Source organism: Spiractinospora alimapuensis (assembly GCF_018437505.1).
Taxonomy (GTDB): domain Bacteria; phylum Actinomycetota; class Actinomycetes; order Streptosporangiales; family Streptosporangiaceae; genus Spiractinospora; species Spiractinospora alimapuensis.
Genome location: NZ_CP072467.1, coordinates 1,309,376 through 1,325,920 on the forward strand (window position 1 = coordinate 1,309,376; position 16,545 = coordinate 1,325,920).

Consider the following 16,545-nt stretch of genomic DNA (forward strand, 5'->3'; position numbering starts at 1 on the left):
TCCTCGCACGGCCGCGGCGACACCGGACGGAAACGGCGCTGCGCGTACCCAGGGACTCTGTTGCGGTGAACACCGCCGGGCGGTTCGTCGTCGCGCGAACCTGACGGTTCAGCGAGGGAAACCGCCAGGATCCAGCGACGCTCGAACGTGGCGGCGGGCTTCGTCGGTGGCACGCCGCGTGGGCGCGCCACCGGTAAACGCGCGGCACAGGCAGGCTGCGGCCGATCGGCGAATGCCACGCCGCGCGACCCACCACGACCGAGGAGCGTCTCAGGGGTTCGGGGCGTCCAGGCGGTAGACACGGCGGGCGGTGGTGGAGAGAACGTCCTCCCGGACCTTCTCCGGGTGAGCGGCGAGGGCGTCGGTCCAGGCGTCCAGGAGGGCGGCGTAGCTGGTCCAGATCTTCTCGACCGGGAAGTTGCTGCCCCACAGGCAACGGTGGGAGCCAAACCGCCGCAGGCACTCCGAGAGGACCAGGCGGATCATCGTGGGGTCGACACGGTGGCAGAAGGTGCCCTGGCCGGAGAGTTTGGCGACGACGTTGGGGTGGGCGGCGAGACGGGTGAGGGCATCGCGCCACTCGGTCACGGTGCGGGCGTCGCGGTCCACGAGCATCCCGGCGTGCACCAGGACGAACGTGATGTCGGGAAAGTCCCGGACGAGCCGCTCGGCGGCGTCGACCTGGCCGGGGAAGACCTGCAGCTCGAACAGCCAGTCGTGGTCGGCGAGTCGGGCGAGGTTACGGCGGAACACGACGTCGTCCATCGCCTCGGGGTCGGCGGCGAACCGGAACTCGGGGCGGGGGTGGTGGTGGAGTTGGAGCCGGACACCCCGCAGGAGCGAGGTGGTCCTCGCCTGCTCGGCCAGGACGGAGTCCGCCGTGGCCGAGAACAGGTCGACGCATCCCACGACCGCCGTGGGCCACCCCGTCTCCTCGTGCACCGAGCGCACCCACCGGACCTCGTCCACACAACGGTCCAACGGCCAGTTCGTCTGGACGTAGACCGAGGCGGTGACTCCCGCCTCGGTCGCCTCGGCCACGAACTCCTCGGCGGGGTAGTCGCGTCGGATCGACTCGTAGGGGCCGAAGATCCGGGGCACCATCGGACCGGTCAACCAGGGCAGGTCGTTCTGTCGCCAGAGGTGATGGTGGGCGTCGACGATCCCCGGCACGGCTCAGCCCCCGTCCAGGGGGCGGTGTTCGGTGCTGATGACATGGACGCGTTCGGCGGTGTGCGCGGCCGCGTCGGCCCCGGCCGCCTTGCCCGCGTCGGAGGCGAACGCCGCCGCGCGCGCCTCCTCGTCGTCGAAGTACATTTCGTTGACCGCGTCGTAGGCACTGGCGTCCGGGTCGACCGGGACGTTCACCCGGTAGCCGCGGAGCCCCGGCAGCGCACGGGCGTAGGGAACGTGGGTCTCCAGGACCCAGGTCCGAAACTCCGTCGAGCTCATGGTCTCGGCCCTGCGCATCAGTGAGATGACCTTCAGCATCAGGCGATGCCCTCCGTTCGGTCGAGGTGGGTGTCACGGTGGTCGGCGAGTTCGTCCAGGGCGCGCAGCACCCGCTCCGGGGTGAACGGCATGGTGTTCAGGCGCACCCCGCAGGCGGCGTGGATCGCGTTGGCGATCGCGGGGATCGGCGCGTTCGCGGTCATCTCGCCGATGCCCTTGGCGCCGAAGGGCCCGTTGGCCGCCGGTCGTTCCAGGAAGACGCACTCGATGGTGGGGGTGTCGGCGTGTCCGGGCATGAGGTAGCTGGCGAAACTCAGTGGGCCGTGGTCACGTCGCGGGTAGTAGGGCTCGGTGGTCTCGAACAGGGCGTGGGAGACCCCCATCCAGGAGCCTCCCTCGACCTGCTGTACGGCCATGGCCGGGTTGATGACCCGACCCACCTCGTAGACGTTGTGCAGCCGCTGTACCTCGACGACGCCGGTCTCGTCGTCGACCACGACCTCGGCCATGGTGCAGGCGTGTGCCTGGCAGGAGTCGGGGTCCATCGCGCCGGTCTCCGGGTCGGGCACGCTGGGCTCCTTCATGGCGATCCCGCGGCCGGAGATGGTGCGGCCCTGACTGAAGTGCGCGGCGAGGGCGACCTCGCTGACGTGCACCCCGTCGTGGCCCGCACCGCGTACCCGCACGTGGCCGCCCGCGACCTCCAGGTCGCGGGGGTCGGCCTCGAGCACCTCTCCGGCGGCCTCCAGCAGCGCTTCGCGGGCCTCCTTCGCGGCCATGATGATCGCGTTGCCGACCCGGTGCGTGCCTCGACTGGCGAAGGTGCCCATGCAGTGCGGACCGGTGTCGGTGTCGGCGGTGTCGACGATGACGCTGGCGACGTCGATGCCGAGGGTCTCCGCCGCGACCTGCGCCGCGACGGTCTTGATGCCCTGGCCGAGGTCGACCGAGGACAGGCTCACCACGAAGGCGCCGGTGGTGGTGGCGTGCACGAGGGCCTGGGTGGGGTCTCCCCCGAGGTTCATCCCGGTGGGGTAGTTGACGGTGGCGTATCCGCGGCCGTGTCGCAGCGCCATGTCACGCCTCCTCTCCACGTGGCGAGGAGAGAGCACGGTAGGTGTCCTCCAAGGGGTGCCCCGTGGCGGTCGCGGACCGTTGGATCGTCTCCACCAGGGCGGTTCCCTCCGCCTTCTTGCGGTAGGGGCGAACATCGCCGTCGCGGTAGGCGTTCTTCAACCGGAACTCCAGTGGGTTCAGCCCCAACGCCTCTGCGATGCGGTCCATCTGTGACTCCAGGGCGAAGTCCCCGATCGTCACCCCGAATCCCCTCATCGCGCTGGACGGGGTGCGGTTGGTGTAGACGCAGTGCGCGTCCACCCAGACGTTGGGGATGGTGTAGGGCCCGGGCATGTGCGCGGCCGCCTTGGTCGTGCCGTAGGGCGTGTGGCGGGAGTAGGCGCCGGCGTCGATCAGGAGCGTCACCTGGCGGGCGAGGATCGTGCCGTCAGCGTTCACCCCGTCTTTGACCCGGATGCGTTCCGCCGCCCGGGTGGAGGACACCTGCATCTCCTCGGCCCGCGAGTACATGTACTTCACCGGACGGTCGGTGGCCAGGGCGGCGACGCACGCGACCGGCTCCACCATCACGTCCACCTTGCCCCCGAACCCGCCCCCGACGGTGCCGCCCACCACCTGCAGCCGATGCGGCGGACGGTCGAGGATGAGCGCTGTGTTGTCCAGCGTGAAGAAGCACGCCTGGGTGTCGGAGCGGATCCGTAGCCGGCCGTCGGGTTGGGGCTCCACGACGCATCCCGTGGTCTCGGTGGGGGCGTGCTCGATCGGCGCGGACTGGTAGGTCCACTCGAACACGTGGTCCGCGGCGGCGAACCCCTCCGCGACGTCGCCGAACCGCACCCGTCGACAGTGGTGTCCCTCGTAGACGAAGTGGTTCGCCCCGTGCGGCTTGATCACGGGCGCGTCCGGCGCGAGGGCCTCCTCCACGTCGAGCACGGCGGGCAGGTCCTCGTAGACGACGAGGACCCGGTCGGCCGCCTCTATGGCCGCGGCCTCCGACTCGGCGACCACGGCGCAGATCGGTTCGCCCCGGTACAGGACCCGATCCTCGGCGAGTACCGGTTCGTCGTTGGGCTCGACCCCGATGAGACGCAGCACCGTGTACCAGTTGGCGGGGATGTCGGTGTGGGTCAGGACCCGCACCACCCCGGGCACGGCGAGCGCCGCCGACACGTCCACGGACCGGATCCGCGCGTGGTGGCGGGTGGAGCGACACATCTTCAGGTGGAGCAGACCGGGCACCGGGACGTCCTCGACGAACTGGGTCCGTCCGGTGACGTGCCCGCGCGCGTCGGACCGTGGCACGGTGGCGCCGACCACGCCCAGACCGCTGGTCCGGGTTCCCGGGAAATAGCTGTCGTCGACATGGGAGGTCGTCACTTTCGGTCCCCTTCCGTGCCGACGGACGCGGGTTCGACCGCCCGCCCTCGGTCGCGTCGGCGCCGGGCGGCGTCCAGCACGGCGCGGACGATGCTGGCGTAGCCGGTGCAGCGGCACACGTTGCCGCTGATCGCGACGGCGACGTCCTCCTCGGTGGGGTCCGGGTTGGCGTCGAGGAGAGCCTCCGCCGCCATGATCATGCCGGGGGTGCAGAATCCGCACTGCGCGGCGAACCCCTCCAGCATCGCGGCCTGGACGTCGTCGAGTTCCCCTTGGCCGCCGACGCCCTCGAGAGTGCGCACCGTGTCGGACTCGACGGTCTCGACGGGGACGAGGCAGGCGACGGCGGGGTTGTCGTTGATCAGAACGGTGCAGCTTCCGCAGGACCCCTGGGCGCACCCGCGCTTCGCGGCGGTAAGGCCCAGCGTGTCGCGCAGGGCGGTCAGGAGGGTGGTGCCGGGAGCGGCGAGGAGTTCCACGGAGCGGTCGTTGACGGTGAGGGTGATGACGTGGGACGGCATTCGCGGGAGTCCCTTCCGCGGGAAGAGGAGTGCGGGGTCAGGCTCCGAGGAGCGCGCGGCGCATATGGGTCGGGAGGACCCGCGCCCGATACCAACCACTCGCGTAGGCATCGGTGCGCGGAACCACGTGGGAGAGTACGGCGGCGCTGGCCTCGAGGACCGCCTCGGGGGTGAGGGCCCGACCCGCGAGCGCCCGCTCCGCGGCGCGGGCGCGCCACGGGCGCTCCGCCACACCGTTGAGCGCGATTCGCGCGGAGGCGACGTGGTCGGGTGCGTCGGGCGCCCGATGGAGGTGTGCCGTGACGGTCACGACGGCGGCGGAGTTGAGACGCCGCCGGGCCGCCTTGTGGAAGAACCAGGTGCCCTCCGCCGGGGCCCGGAAGTCGAACCGGGTCAGGATCTCCGCCTCCGCCACTCCGTGGTCGATCACCTCCTCCACGGCCACGACGCGCACGCCCGCCGGCCCGGCGACGTGGGCGCGCGCGTCCAGGGCGAGCAGACAGGCCGCGAGGTCACCGTAGGGAGGCGCGGCGAAGAGGTTGCCGCCGATGGTCGCCAGTGTGCGCACCGGAGGGGCGGCGACAGCGCCCAGCGCGGGGGCGAGGAAGGAGAGACGGGGGTCGGAGGCCAGGTCGGCCAGTGGTGTCGTGGCGCCGACCGTGACCTCATGTTCGGATCGTGAGACGTGTGCCAGGCCGACGCGGCGCAGGCTGAGCAACTCGGTCGCGGGTTCGGTCCCCGCGTTGACCGCCGGCATCACCTCGGTGCCGCCGGCGAGAACCCGCACCGTACCCGGTGGCCGGTCGCGTAGGTGGGAGAGAGCGTCGTCGAGGGAGGTGGGTGTGTGTACGTGCGCGAGCATCGCCACTCCTCAACCGATTATCGATAATCGGTAATTGATGAGTAAGCTAGGTCACAATGAGCGCGTACGTCAAGAGCACCGTGGGCGGTTCCCGGCTCCCCCTGGGCCGGGTCATCCGCGACGCCCTGGTGGAACGGATCGTCACCGGGGAGCTGGCCGCCGGAGAACGCCTGGTGGAGACACGGCTCGCCGCCGACTTCGGCACCAGCCAGACTCCGGTACGCGAGGCGTTGCGGGAACTGGAGGGCATCGGCCTGGTCGAGGTCGTCCCACGGCGGGGCACGTTCGTACTGCCCTTCGTGGAGCAGACCCTCAAGGAGAGCTACGTCGTCCGCGCGAGTCTGGAGGAGACCGCGACGCGGCTCGCGATCCTCAACGGCACCCTGCCGGTGACAGCGTTGCGGACCGACGTGGCGAACATGACGACCGCCGCGGTCGACGCCGACTCCGACGCCCTGGGCCGCGCCAGTGTGTCCTTCCACCGGCACGTGATGGAGGCGTCCGGAAACGGCCTTCTGCTCCACGCCTGGGAGGCCCTCCAGATCGAGGCGCGCACCGCGGCCACCCTCCTGGCGACCGAACTCGACCTCGTCGCCGTCGCCGAGGACCACGCCCACCTGCTGGCGAGCCTGGAATCGGGTGACCTCAACCACGCCTGCCTCGCCGCCCGCGACCACCAGTGGGCCTATGCGGACCTCCCCCACGACGCCCACGGTCGCCACCGCTGAGCAGCGCTTTCCGTGTGTCTGTCGGGGTTCTGTGGGAGGTGGGGCCACGGAATACGTTTCCAGTCCCGGTGGGGGCGGGGACCTTCTCTACCCACCTCCCATGACCGCGCACCCTCCTTGGGGGCTGACCGGCCCGGGCCCGAACCTAGCACCGCCACATTCCCGCCGCGTTGAGGGTATGATCGCCTGCCGGGAGAATAGGTCCCCGAACCCGCACGGCCGGGGCCACTAAATGGCCGCCATGGGGTACGAAAAACTGACAACATTCTCTACGTGGGCCCAATAGCGGGCTCACGTGGTTTCGTGCGTCCTCATGACGGTCCGAGACACCGGCCCGTCAAAGGAACCTATTGCACCGGCCGCGCATCTTATCGGGAAAGGGTCTGATCTCGGAGGTCACCCGATGGAATACACAGTTGCCCTGATCGCCCTCGTGGCAGTGGGCGTAGTGGTGGTCCTGGCGATGCAGGCCAGCCGTGAGCGGCAGCGCCGGGAGGAGTACGCCCAGTGGGCGAGTCAATACGACTGGGAATACACTCCCGAACGCTCGGACCTGGCGCGCCAGTTTTCCGGCACGCCTTTCGTCCGTGGCGGAAAGGTGCGTCACGTCCTCTCCGGAACGCACCGCGACCGTGAGGTGCTCGCTTTCGAGTACTCCTACACCACAAGCACCGGCGGGAATCCGCCGTCGTCGACAACGCATTTCTATCTCGTCGCAGCGGTCCGGTTGCCCCGGGCACGTCCGACCTTGGAGGTCACACAGGAACACCTCGGGCACAGCATCATGCGCGTCTTCGGGGTCGACGACCTCCAACTGGACAACGGCGAGTTCAACCAGGCGTTCCGGATCAGCGCCGACGACGACGGTTTCGCGCGCCACGCGCTCGACCACGACGTCATGCGGTGGATGCTCAACGATCCGCGCGCCATGGAGACGCCGTTCCGGATCGAGGGTGACACCCTGCTGGCCTGGAAGGCCACCAGGTTGACGATCCCGGAGATGCAGGCGTTGATCGACTACCAGATCGACCTGCTGGAGCAGTTCTCCCAGGACGTGTGGAACGACGGTCCCTCGCCCCGCCGCTGACCGGGCACGCCAACCGGTGGCCCACCAGGATGGGTCCTCAGGACGAACCGAACGCGGAGTCGAACGCCGCGTCGGGGGCGTCGAAGGCGTTGGCGCGGACGAACTGGACCGCCTCGGCGGCACCCGCCAGGCGGTCCATCCCCGCGTCCTCCCATTCCACCGAGATGGGGCCGTCGTAGCCGATCGCGTTGAGGGTGCGGAAGGCGTCCTCCCAGGGGACGTCGCCGTGCCCGGTGGAGACGAAGTCCCACCCTCGGCGCGGGTCGCCCCACGGCAGGTGCGACCCGAGCCGTCCGTTGCGCCCGTTTCCGGTGCGGCGGCGCGTGTCCTTGCAGTCGACGTGGTAGATGCGGTCCCGGAAGTCCCACAGGAACCCGACGGGGTCGATGTCCTGCCACACCATGTGGCTGGGGTCCCAGTTGAGCCCGAAGGCGGGACGGTGGCCGACGGCCTCCAGCGTGAGCACCGTGGACCAGTAGTCGTAGGCGATCTCCGAGGGGTGCACCTCGTGGGCGAAACGCACCCCGACCTCGTCGAAGACGTCGAGGATGGGGTTCCACCGGTCGGCGAAGTCGGTGTAGCCGGCCTCGATCGTGGTGTCGGGCACCGGTGGGAACATCGCGACGTACTTCCAGATCGCCGAGCCGGTGAAGCCGACCACGGTGGAAACGCCGAGGCGGGCGGCCGCTCGGGCCGTCACCTTCATCTCCTCGGCGGCGCGCTGTCGGACGCCCTCGGCGTCGCCGTCCCCCCAGACGTGGGGTGGGAGGATCGCCTGGTGTCGCTGGTCGATGGGGTCGTCGCACACCGCCTGGCCGACGAGGTGGTTGGAGATGGCCCAGAGCTTCAGGCCGTGCTCCTTCAGCGTGCCCAGGCGTTCGGCGACGTAGTCGTCGTCGCTGGCGGCGCGGTGGACGTCGAGGTGGTCACCCCAACAGCACAATTCGAGCCCGTCGTAGCCCCAGGACGAGGCCAGGCGGCACATCTCGACGAACGGCAGGTCGGCCCACTGGCCGGTGAAGAGTGTGACGGGTCGGGTCATCGGTGGTTCCTCCTCGGTCGGGGGTCACAGTCTGGGCGGAGGGTCGGGCGGCGGGGAAGGGCCCCGGGGCGACGACGATCCCCCCGCGGCCACGGCCATCGAGGTCGGGGCCGCGGGAGGACGACGAAAGTGGTCCCGCTGGTTCCGGCACACCAGCGGGACCGGTCTGTGGGTCAGTGCTCGTCGTGCACCCCCTCGGGGTGCGCGTCGGGCGCCATCGCGTCCTCGGTCGCCACGGAGTCGAGGTAAAGGTGCACGTGGCCGAGCTCGGCCTCGACGGCCAGGAGGTCGAGCTGCGTGGCCGAGACGGACCAGGCGTTGACGGCCTGCGTGCGAAGGGAGCTGGCCAGCTCCGTCAGTTCGGGGTCGAGATCGTCGCCGTCCAGGGCCATGTCGTAGGCGGAGACGGAGGACACGAGGAGGTCGATCGACCCCTTCAGCCCGGTGCGGGCGACGTTGTACTCCGAGGATCCCGACGGCGGGTCCTCGAGGTCGGTGGCGACGTCGGCCAAGGTGTCCCGCCACTCCCCCACGGTGTCGCTGTCGGCGACGGGCCCGGAGCCGCCGTCGGGGGGCAGCGCGGTGTCGAGTTCCCCCACGACGTCGGCGACCGCGTCGTGGGTGTCCTCGGTGAGCGTGATGAGTTCCTCCACCTGGGCGACGTCGCGTTCGCTCTCCTGCTGTTCCAGTTCGGCGACGCGGTCCGGGTCGGGGAGCACCGTGTCGTCGTCGCCCCCGGTGACGACGACGGTGGTGATGGCGGCGGCGGAGAGGGCCGCGACGGCGACGCCCACCAGCAGGGTCCGTCGGCGTCGGGGAGGTGTGTCTGGCTGCCGCGTGGGGGGACGCGCGGCGTTCCCGCGGCGTCGGCGCGTCGGCGTCGCTGTCATCGGAGCTCCCTCGCCTCGTGCCTGTCTTCGGGGGGTAGGGCGGGGCGGACGGGGGTCCGCCCCGCGTGGACGGTCAGGGTTGGGCGGTCAGGGTCGGGTCATTCCAGGTGGGAACGCAGCTCCTCCAGGGTTTCGAGGAGCTCGTCGCGGATGGCCTCGTCCTCGACCCGATCGAGGGCGGACTCGAACCGGTCGAGTGAGGTGTTCGCCTGCTCGACCTGTCCGGCTTCGGCCATCCGTTGCGCGGTGCGCAGGTGGGCGATCAGGGGTTGGGCCTGTCCCCGGTGGAGGTCACCGGCGTCGCGGTAGGCCTCGATCGTGGCAATCGCCTCGGCGAACGGGTCGTCGGGGTCTCCGGGACCGCCGTCGTCGAAGTCCAGGGTGAAGTTCTGGAACTCCGCGTCGCTGAACGCGGTCGCGTCGTGGGCCGTGGTGAACATGCCGACGTCCAGGACGTCGTTGGCGTCGGTGATCTCCACCTCCGCGAACTCGGTCCATTCCTCTCCGTCGGCGCTCGCCTGGGCGCTGAACACGTCTCCTTCCCGTTCGATCGCGACCCACTGCGGCGTTTCGGCGCCTTCCAACGCGGCCGAGGAGTCGGGGCTGCCGTTACCCGCCTCGTCCCACAGGGCCTCGAAGTCGCCGTTGCCCTGCTGGTGGACCAGGAGGTAGCCGCCCGCCTCGCCGGCGGCGCTGACGTCGTTGCGGACGATCAGGCCGGCCTTGGAACTGGAGTTCGGTGCCTCGTGTTCGGCGACCTCGACCTCCACTCGGAAGTCGCCCTCGGCCGCCTCGGGCAGGTACACCGCTCCGTACTCGTCGGTTCCCTGCCAGACGTTGGTGCCTTGTGCGGAGATGGCGAAGGCGTCGTCTCCGAGTTGGCGGAACTCCGCGTCCCTGCTCGCGAAGGTCTGCCACGGGGGACGGACGACCTCGTCGCCGACGTGGATGCGTACGCCGCGGGACTGGTTGCTGGCTCCGTCGGTGTTGACCGCGCGGGCGCTCAGCAGGTGTGTCCCGTCGGGTGCGTCCTCCCAGGCGATCCCGTAGGGGGCCTCGGTGTCCTCGCCGATCTTGTCATCGCCGGCGAAGAACTCCACGACCTCGATCTCGGATCCGCTGTCGGTGGCGTCGGCCTCGATCTCCACGCTCTGGCCGGTGTCGAAGATGCTCTCCGGGTCGGGTGCGGTGATGGCGACGTCGGGGCGGGTCCCGGGGGAAACGCCCTGTCCGATCGCCTCGAAGAAGTTGAGCTGGAAGTCGGCCTCCCCGGTGAACACCAGGTGCAGGTCCATGGTGTCCTCGACGTCGGGCGCGTCGATGACGAGGTCCTGCCACTCGGCCTCACCGCCGGTGTCGGGCACCTCGGCCGTACCGAGGAGCTCGCCGTCCGGAGCGTCCTGGCGTAGCTCGATCGTGCCCCCGTCGGTGTCCGCGGCGACACGGAAGGCCAGCTCGTCGACTCCGGTGAAGTTCACCGGGTCGTAGCGGGCCCAGGCGCCGTCGCCGAGCTCGGCGAGGACGTGGTTGCCGACCTCCACGTCGGTGGAGTCGATGACGGTGACGCCCTCGGCCTCGATGTTGTGTTCGGCCTGCTTCACCTTGGGCTGCAGGACCACCGTCGAGCTGCCCGTGAGTGGTGGAGCGGTGTCGGTCCCGGAGTCGGTGTAGTTGCCCTCCAGGGTGTAGAACGCGTTGTCGGAGCGTGAGTGCCCGCCCAGGCCGGTGACGACCGATCCGCTGAACCCGGGGACGGGTTCGGTGTGGTGGACGTGGTCGTCGTGGCCGATCCCGGGTTGGACGTAGGCGCGGTCGGGGTCGATCTCGGCGTCCTCCGGGTCGGAGACGTCGAGATCCCAGGAGATCTCGTCACCCCACTCGAAGAAGCCGCCGTTGGGTGGAGTCTCGAACTCGACCGTCGGACGGGTGTTACCGACACTGATCGGGACGACCGAGACACCGGTGAGGTCGTTGCTCCCGGTCACCGTGAGCCGCGCGTTGTACTCGCCGTCCTCGGTGTAGGTGTGGACGGGGTCGGGTTCGGTGGAGTCGATCTCACCGTCGTTGGTGAAGTCCCACTCGTAGGACACGATCTCCTGGTCGTCCTCGGGGTGGTAGGAGTTCGACCCGGTGAACTGGACCTCGAGCGGTCCTGGGCCGGAGTCTGGTTCGGCCTCCGCACGCGCCACGGGAGAGCGCCCGTCGGGCACGTAGTCGACCCGGTAGAGACCGGAGTCGGGGTTGTCCCGACCGAAGCCCCCGCCCCATTCCAGGACGTAAAGGGACCCGTCAGGGCCGTACTGCATGTCGATGGGGGCCAGCCACGACTCGTCGGGCAGGAACTCGTTGAGCTTGTTCAGGCGGCTCCCCGTCTCGGCCTCGTGGTCGACGATGCCGGAGAACAGGCTGTTCTTCGACCACTCGTAGAAGATGGGCTTGCCGTCGAAGTACTCGGGGAACTTGGTGTCGGTCTCCAGCTCGGGGTCGTAATCGTAGAAGGGGCCACCCATGGGGGCGAGGCCGCCACCGGGGGCGATGACCTCGGGCACGGTGGACATCTCGTAGCCGTAGACGAGGTCGGGCTCGGTGACCTCGGGCAGCTCGGTGAGGCCCGTGTTGCGTGGGGAGTCGTTGACCGGGTTCTCACAGTCGAAGAGCTCACCGAAGGTCCACGGGTCGGTGGTGTAGTCGACGTCGCGGTAGGGGGTCTTGTCACCGTGGCACATCGGCCACCCGTAGTTCCCCGGCTCGCTGATCAGACTCCAGGACACCATGCCGGTCGGGCCGAAATCACCGCACTGCGCCAGGTTGGTGCAGTCGGGGCCGTAGTCGGCGAGTCCGATGTCCCCGGTCACGGGGTCGACCGCGAACCGGAACGGGTTGCGGAAGCCCATCGCGTAGATCTCCGGCCGGGTGTCCTCCTGGCCGGGTTCGAACATGTTGCCCTCGGGGATGGAGTATCCGCCGTCCTCCTCGGGCGTGATGCGCAGCAGCTTGCCGCGCAGGTCGTTGGTGTTGGCCGAGGTCTCGCGGGCGTCGTGGAAGGTGCCCTCGATCGTGGACAGCGGCGCGGAACTGGGTGACGGTTCGCTGTGCGGGTTCACGTCGTCGCCCACGCTGAGCAGGATGTTGCCGTCGGGGTCGAACTCCAGCCCACCACCGGTGTGGCCCGGTTGGTCGAAGCGCTGCTTGGGGACCTCGATGACGACCGACTCCGAGTCGGGGTCGATGGTGCTGCCCTCGTCGTCCACGGTGAAACGGGACAGCCGGTTCACGTACTCGTCCTGGTCGCTGGGGGGCGAGTAGTAGACGTAGGCGTATCCGTTGTCCTCGAAGTCGGGATCCAGGGTGATCCCCAACATCCCGTCCTCGCCACCGGAGTACACGTCGATGTCGAGGGCGGTCGACGTCGTGTGCGTCTCGGGGTTGAACACCCGCACCTGGCCACGCACCAGCTCGGTGAAGAACACCCGCCCGTCGGGTGCCACGTCCATGCCGTAGGGAGCGCTGGTGTTCGTGTCGAGCGGAACCTTGTCGTAGGAGTCCCAGTCGGTCCCGCCGCAGTCGCCCTCGGCGGTCCCGGCCGCCCATTGGACGCCGCCGAGCAGGTGGTCGACGAGTTCGGGCTCGGAGTAGTGGGAGCTGAAGTGCCCCATCCCCGTCGCCCAGGCGCGGCCGCCGTCGTAGGGCTTGCACCAGGAGATGGGGTGGTCGTAGCCCATCGCCTCGGAGCCGGGGTCGTAGGTGGTCTCGTCCATGGTGAGCAGGACGTGGGCGTCACCGCGAACGTTGGTGGAGAAGTTGTACCACTCGTCGCCGCGGTTCCACTCCCACTCCTCGAGGTGGGCCGTGGAGGGGTGGACGTCGTCCTCGACCTGCACCGTGGCGGGGAGGCCGGGGTCCTGGCCCGTCGCGGCGTGGGCGGGCATCAAGGAGCCGACGAGCTCGTCCCACCAGTCGTACTCGCCCCGCATGTCGGTGGCGTTGTGGACCGCGACGATTCCGCCGCCGTCCTGCTGGTAGGCCTCCATCGCGGCCTTCTCCTCCTCCGACCAGGGGTCGCCGGAGGTCTGGAGCATGATGAGTACGTCGAACTCGGCGAGGTCCTCCTCGTTGAAGATGGAGGAGTCCTCGGTGTGGGTGAGGCCGAATCCGTGCTCTTCGGAGAGCGCCTCGAACAACGCGATACCGGCGGGAATGGAGTCGTGCCGGTAGGCGGTGGTGGCGGTGAAGAGCAGGGCGTTGAAGTCGTTGACGTCGACCTCGGGGGCTTCGGGGTCGTTCGGGTCGGTGTCGGCGCTGGCCGGGACTGTCATCAGCCCGAGGGTGAGTACGGCGGCGATTAACACCGCTAACCCGCGCAGCGCGGACTTCGCGTGGGCCACGGGGGAACCTCTCATTTCGTTGGTCACGACACATCAGCGATCGGGGAACGGGGCCGCGCCCGTCGTCCGGGCCACCGCGCGGTGGCGGGAGTCACGGACCGGAGGGGCGCCCATCGGCGTGCCGGCGCCGAACGAAACGGTGGTGGTGCGGCGTCACCTCGATTCACCAGTGCGGGGGGCGGGGGTCACTCGTCGGCCGTAGCCGGGGAGGGGTCCGACTCGATGGCTCCGGCGGCGGCGGAGTCGTCGTTCTCCTCCACGGTGGTGCTCGCGGCCGACAGGGATAGTTGGACGTCGTGGTCCGCGGCGGCGGCGAGGACCTCGACCTGACCGGAGGACACCTCCCACGAGGCCAGGGCCTGGCCGGTGAGGGTGTGGGCGTGATCGTCCAGGTCCGCCGCGAGGTCACCCTCGGCCTCGGAGGCGGCCGCGTGCGCCCGTAGCGCCGAGGCGAAGAGCCGCACCGAGGACTCCACCCCGCCCCAGGCGAGGTTGTGCTCGGTGGTGCCCGACGGTGGGTCGGTGAACGACTCCTCGGCCTCCTCCACGGTGGTGAGGAGGGAGTCGAGGTCGGAGGGCGCCTCCTCGGCGGACTGGGAGGTCTGGAGCTCGGCGGCGACCGGGGTGAGCGCGTCGCGGGTCTCCTCGGTCAGGGACGCGAGTTCGGCGACTCGCGTGGTGTCCAGCTCGGCCTCCTCGTCCTCCAGTTCCGCGACGCGTTGCGGGTCCGGGGTCACGGTCGTGTCCCACTGGGTCACGACCACGGCGACCCCGACGACGAGCACCGCGATCACGGCCACCGCGGCGACGGGGAGGATCCACGGGCGTCTCCCCGGCCGTGGCGGTGTGGCGGGAACGTCCGCGCCGTCGGCCGGATCGGGGGGTGTCGTGGGAGGGGTGGACTCCGGGGTCGACTGCGCCATGGTGACTCCTTGGTGTCACGTCCGTGCGGCGGGGGCGGTGGGGGCTGGGGGCCGAGGACGGCCCCCAACCCCCGGCTCGGCGCTGGATCACGTGTCGGTCCGCGGGCCCGCGAGGGCGCCACGGAGGAATTCGAGTCCGGTGGTGGCGAGGGCGTCCTGGCTGGGCGCTAGGGGGCGCCAGATGGACGCGGCGGTGGCGATGGTGGCGTTGTCTCCGGTGAACGACTCGATCACCAGTGGTCCGGGGTACTGGGCGTCGTCGAGCGCGCGGAGGATCTCCGGCCAGTCCAGGTGGTCCCGGCCGGGCGCGCCGCGGTCGTTGGCGCAGACCTGGACGTGGTCGATCCGGCCCGCGGCACGGCGGATGGCCGCGGGGACGTCCACCTCCTCGATGTTCATGTGGTAGACGTCCAGGGCCAGCCCGACCACGGTGGGGTCGAGCCCCTCCAGCGCGGCCAGGGCCTGGTCGACGGTGTTGATGAGGCTGGTCTCGTAGCGGTTCAGGGGTTCTACGGCGATGTGGACCCCCGTGGCCGCCGCGTGGGCGGCCACGGGGGCGAGTCCCTCGACCAACTGCGCGTAGCAGTCGCGACGGGCCTGGTCGTCCATCCGCCAGGTCCGTCCCACCGAGGCGTAGGCGGGGCCGGCGATCACCGGCGACCCCACCGTGGCCGCGGTGTCGACGACGCGGCGCAGATAGTCCTGGGTGGTGGCGACCGTCGCCAGATCGGCCGCCACCAGCTCTCGTCCGTCACCCATCACCAGTGTCACGGTGGCCGTGAGTCCGAGTGACTCCAGTAGTCGAGCCGCCCGGTCCGCGTCGAAGTCCCCCGGGTTCTCCACGGGGAGTTCGATCACGTCGAACCCCCACGCGGCGATCCGTGGAGCCAGTCGTTCCAGTGCGGCGTCGGTCAGCGGGGAGGTCCACACCCAGGTGTTGACTCCCAGCGCCCGCGGCGCGTGTCCGGTGGTGCGTGGCGTGACGGTCATCAGCGGTCCTCCCACACCTCCGGGAACCCGGGCAGGTCCTCGCCGCCGAACTGCGCGTAGTGCAGCGAGGGCATGTCCTCGTTCCGCTCCAGGTAATCCTGCAGGGTCTCCTCGGTGACGGGATCCTGCGGCAGGATCCACTCCTCGGGCACTTCCTCGCCGTTGAGGATGTCCACCGCGGCGATGACCGGGGTGCGCCACTGGAAGTTGGTGTAGACGGGCGCGATCGCGGTGAGGTTCTCCTCGTCCCACTTGCGCAGGAAGCTCATCTCGTCCTCTCCCGAGATCACCGGGTAGTCCATACCGGCGTCCTCGTAGGCCTCGATGGCCTGGACAGCGCCGTCGCCGGCGTCCATCCAGATTCCGTCCACCTCGCCCCGCTGGAGGTACTGGGTGACGTGGTCCTTGATCTGCGCACCGTCGCCCTCGGTGAACTCGAATCCGAGGATCTCCAGTTCGGAGTCGCCGAAGACCTGCTGGGCCGCGGCCCATCGGTGTTCGAGGACGTCGACGCCGGGCAGGATGCGCAGGGCGAGGACGGTGGACCCGGGTTCGAGGTTGTCGACCAGGAACTCCGCCGCGTCGGCACCGTAGGCGTAGCCGCCGATCGGGTGGATGAAGGTGACCGCGCAGTCGGTGTTCACGCCGCGGTCGAACACCACCACGGGCACCCCGGAGTCGCACGCCTCCTCGACGGCGGGGGTCAGGGTCGCGGTGGTGGACGGGGAGATGATGATGGCGTCACAGTCGCCGGATTCGACGAACGCCTGGATGTCGGAGATCTGGACATCGTCGTCGTCGTTAGCGTCCGAGACGCGGAAGTCCCCGATCTCCCCTTCGTCCATCAGCGCTTCGACCTGCTGTTCCATGGTGAGGAACCCGGTCACGCGCCACGGGTTGGAGACCGAGGCGTTGGAGAAGCACAGGGTGGCGTCACCTTCGTCGGTGGCCCACTCCGAGGTGTCGATCATCTCGGGTTCGATGGCCTGGAGCCAGGGCTCGTCGGCCGGACCTTCGGGTTCGATGTCGCGTTGGGCGAGCTGAAGCTCGTACTCCTCCTCGTCGAACCACTCGTCGTCGGGGCTGAGGTCGGTCTCCTCGCCCTCGGCGGCGGTGTCCTCGCCGTCGGCGTCCGGGTCGTCGACGGTACACGCAGTGAGCGTTAGCGCGGCCGCGGCGCAGCCGGCCACGAACACACGGGGGATCCGCAT

At 69.8% G+C, this 16,545-nt stretch carries 14 protein-coding genes; 2 read left to right on the forward strand and 12 right to left on the reverse strand.

What is annotated here, in order from left to right; translation table 11 throughout:
* Positions 1-270: 270 nt before the first annotated feature.
* The 6 genes from J4H86_RS06080 to J4H86_RS06100 are packed head-to-tail and all read right to left on the reverse strand — an operon-like array spanning position 271 to position 5,289.
* Positions 271-1,173, reverse strand: coding sequence for an amidohydrolase family protein (locus J4H86_RS06080; protein ID WP_236542524.1), 903 nt, complete (start codon positions 1,171-1,173; stop codon positions 271-273).
* 3 nt (positions 1,174-1,176) lie between these two features.
* Positions 1,177-1,491, reverse strand: coding sequence for an EthD family reductase (locus J4H86_RS06085; protein ID WP_236542525.1), 315 nt, complete (start codon positions 1,489-1,491; stop codon positions 1,177-1,179).
* A complete protein-coding gene (locus J4H86_RS27220) occupies positions 1,491-2,528 on the reverse strand; it encodes a xanthine dehydrogenase family protein molybdopterin-binding subunit (protein WP_269134537.1) in 1,038 nt (345 codons plus the stop codon). The genes J4H86_RS06085 and J4H86_RS27220 overlap by 1 nt, the downstream gene beginning before the upstream one ends.
* Before the next feature lies 1 nt (position 2,529).
* A complete protein-coding gene (locus J4H86_RS27225) occupies positions 2,530-3,906 on the reverse strand; it encodes a xanthine dehydrogenase family protein molybdopterin-binding subunit (RefSeq protein WP_269134538.1) in 1,377 nt (458 codons plus the stop codon).
* A complete protein-coding gene (locus tag J4H86_RS06095; protein ID WP_236542526.1) occupies positions 3,903-4,427 on the reverse strand; it encodes a (2Fe-2S)-binding protein in 525 nt (174 codons plus the stop codon). Before J4H86_RS06095 ends, J4H86_RS27225 begins: the two co-directional genes overlap by 4 nt.
* 37 nt (positions 4,428-4,464) lie before the next feature.
* On the reverse strand, positions 4,465-5,289 hold the full coding sequence (locus J4H86_RS06100; protein ID WP_236542527.1) for an FAD binding domain-containing protein: 825 nt from the start codon (positions 5,287-5,289) through the stop codon (positions 4,465-4,467).
* A 56-nt stretch (positions 5,290-5,345) separates the two neighbouring features.
* On the opposite strand from J4H86_RS06100, the gene J4H86_RS06105 reads away from it, so the two are divergent.
* Both J4H86_RS06105 and J4H86_RS06110 read left to right on the forward strand, forming a co-directional pair.
* Positions 5,346-6,017 (forward strand): GntR family transcriptional regulator, encoded by a 672-nt coding sequence (locus J4H86_RS06105; RefSeq protein WP_236542528.1) that lies wholly within the window; start codon positions 5,346-5,348, stop codon positions 6,015-6,017.
* A 403-nt stretch (positions 6,018-6,420) separates the two neighbouring features.
* Positions 6,421-7,104 (forward strand): type III secretion system chaperone family protein, encoded by a 684-nt coding sequence (locus J4H86_RS06110; RefSeq protein ID WP_236542529.1) that lies wholly within the window; start codon positions 6,421-6,423, stop codon positions 7,102-7,104.
* A gap of 37 nt (positions 7,105-7,141) precedes the next feature.
* Here J4H86_RS06110 and J4H86_RS06115 read toward each other — a convergent pair whose 3' ends face one another.
* From J4H86_RS06115 to J4H86_RS06140, 6 genes are all read right to left on the reverse strand, one after another.
* On the reverse strand, positions 7,142-8,146 hold the full coding sequence (locus J4H86_RS06115) for a sugar phosphate isomerase/epimerase family protein (RefSeq protein ID WP_236542530.1): 1,005 nt from the start codon (positions 8,144-8,146) through the stop codon (positions 7,142-7,144).
* A 173-nt stretch (positions 8,147-8,319) separates the two neighbouring features.
* Positions 8,320-9,036, reverse strand: coding sequence for a hypothetical protein (locus J4H86_RS06120; protein ID WP_236542531.1), 717 nt, complete (start codon positions 9,034-9,036; stop codon positions 8,320-8,322).
* 98 nt (positions 9,037-9,134) lie between these two features.
* Positions 9,135-13,421 carry a ThuA domain-containing protein gene (locus tag J4H86_RS06125; protein ID WP_236542532.1) on the reverse strand — a complete coding sequence of 1,429 codons (4,287 nt, stop codon included), beginning with the start codon at positions 13,419-13,421 and terminating at the stop codon, positions 9,135-9,137.
* A gap of 185 nt (positions 13,422-13,606) precedes the next feature.
* On the reverse strand, positions 13,607-14,344 hold the full coding sequence (locus J4H86_RS06130) for a hypothetical protein (protein WP_236542533.1): 738 nt from the start codon (positions 14,342-14,344) through the stop codon (positions 13,607-13,609).
* A gap of 87 nt (positions 14,345-14,431) precedes the next feature.
* The gene (locus J4H86_RS06135) at positions 14,432-15,334 is read right to left on the reverse strand and encodes a sugar phosphate isomerase/epimerase family protein (RefSeq protein WP_236542534.1); all 903 of its coding nucleotides are present in this window, start codon (positions 15,332-15,334) and stop codon (positions 14,432-14,434) included.
* On the reverse strand, positions 15,334-16,545 hold the full coding sequence (locus tag J4H86_RS06140; protein WP_236542535.1) for a substrate-binding domain-containing protein: 1,212 nt from the start codon (positions 16,543-16,545) through the stop codon (positions 15,334-15,336). Before J4H86_RS06140 ends, J4H86_RS06135 begins: the two co-directional genes overlap by 1 nt.

Bases quoted from the DNA above. Each gene is read 5' to 3' on its own strand.
- J4H86_RS06085 (WP_236542525.1), bottom strand. From the start codon at position 1,491: ATGCTGAAGGTCATCTCACTGATGCGCAGGGCCGAGACCATGAGCTCG.
- J4H86_RS27220 (WP_269134537.1), bottom strand. From the start codon at position 2,528: ATGGCGCTGCGACACGGCCGCGGATACGCCACCGTCAACTACCCCACC.
- J4H86_RS06095 (WP_236542526.1), bottom strand. From the start codon at position 4,427: ATGCCGTCCCACGTCATCACCCTCACCGTCAACGACCGCTCCGTGGAA.
- J4H86_RS06100 (WP_236542527.1), bottom strand. From the start codon at position 5,289: ATGCTCGCGCACGTACACACACCCACCTCCCTCGACGACGCTCTCTCC.
- J4H86_RS06105 (WP_236542528.1), top strand. From the start codon at position 5,346: ATGAGCGCGTACGTCAAGAGCACCGTGGGCGGTTCCCGGCTCCCCCTG.
- J4H86_RS06110 (WP_236542529.1), top strand. From the start codon at position 6,421: ATGGAATACACAGTTGCCCTGATCGCCCTCGTGGCAGTGGGCGTAGTG.
- J4H86_RS06115 (WP_236542530.1), bottom strand. From the start codon at position 8,146: ATGACCCGACCCGTCACACTCTTCACCGGCCAGTGGGCCGACCTGCCG.
- J4H86_RS06120 (WP_236542531.1), bottom strand. From the start codon at position 9,036: ATGACAGCGACGCCGACGCGCCGACGCCGCGGGAACGCCGCGCGTCCC.
- J4H86_RS06130 (WP_236542533.1), bottom strand. From the start codon at position 14,344: ATGGCGCAGTCGACCCCGGAGTCCACCCCTCCCACGACACCCCCCGAT.
- J4H86_RS06135 (WP_236542534.1), bottom strand. From the start codon at position 15,334: ATGACCGTCACGCCACGCACCACCGGACACGCGCCGCGGGCGCTGGGA.
- J4H86_RS06140 (WP_236542535.1), bottom strand. From the start codon at position 16,545: ATGCGGATCCCCCGTGTGTTCGTGGCCGGCTGCGCCGCGGCCGCGCTA.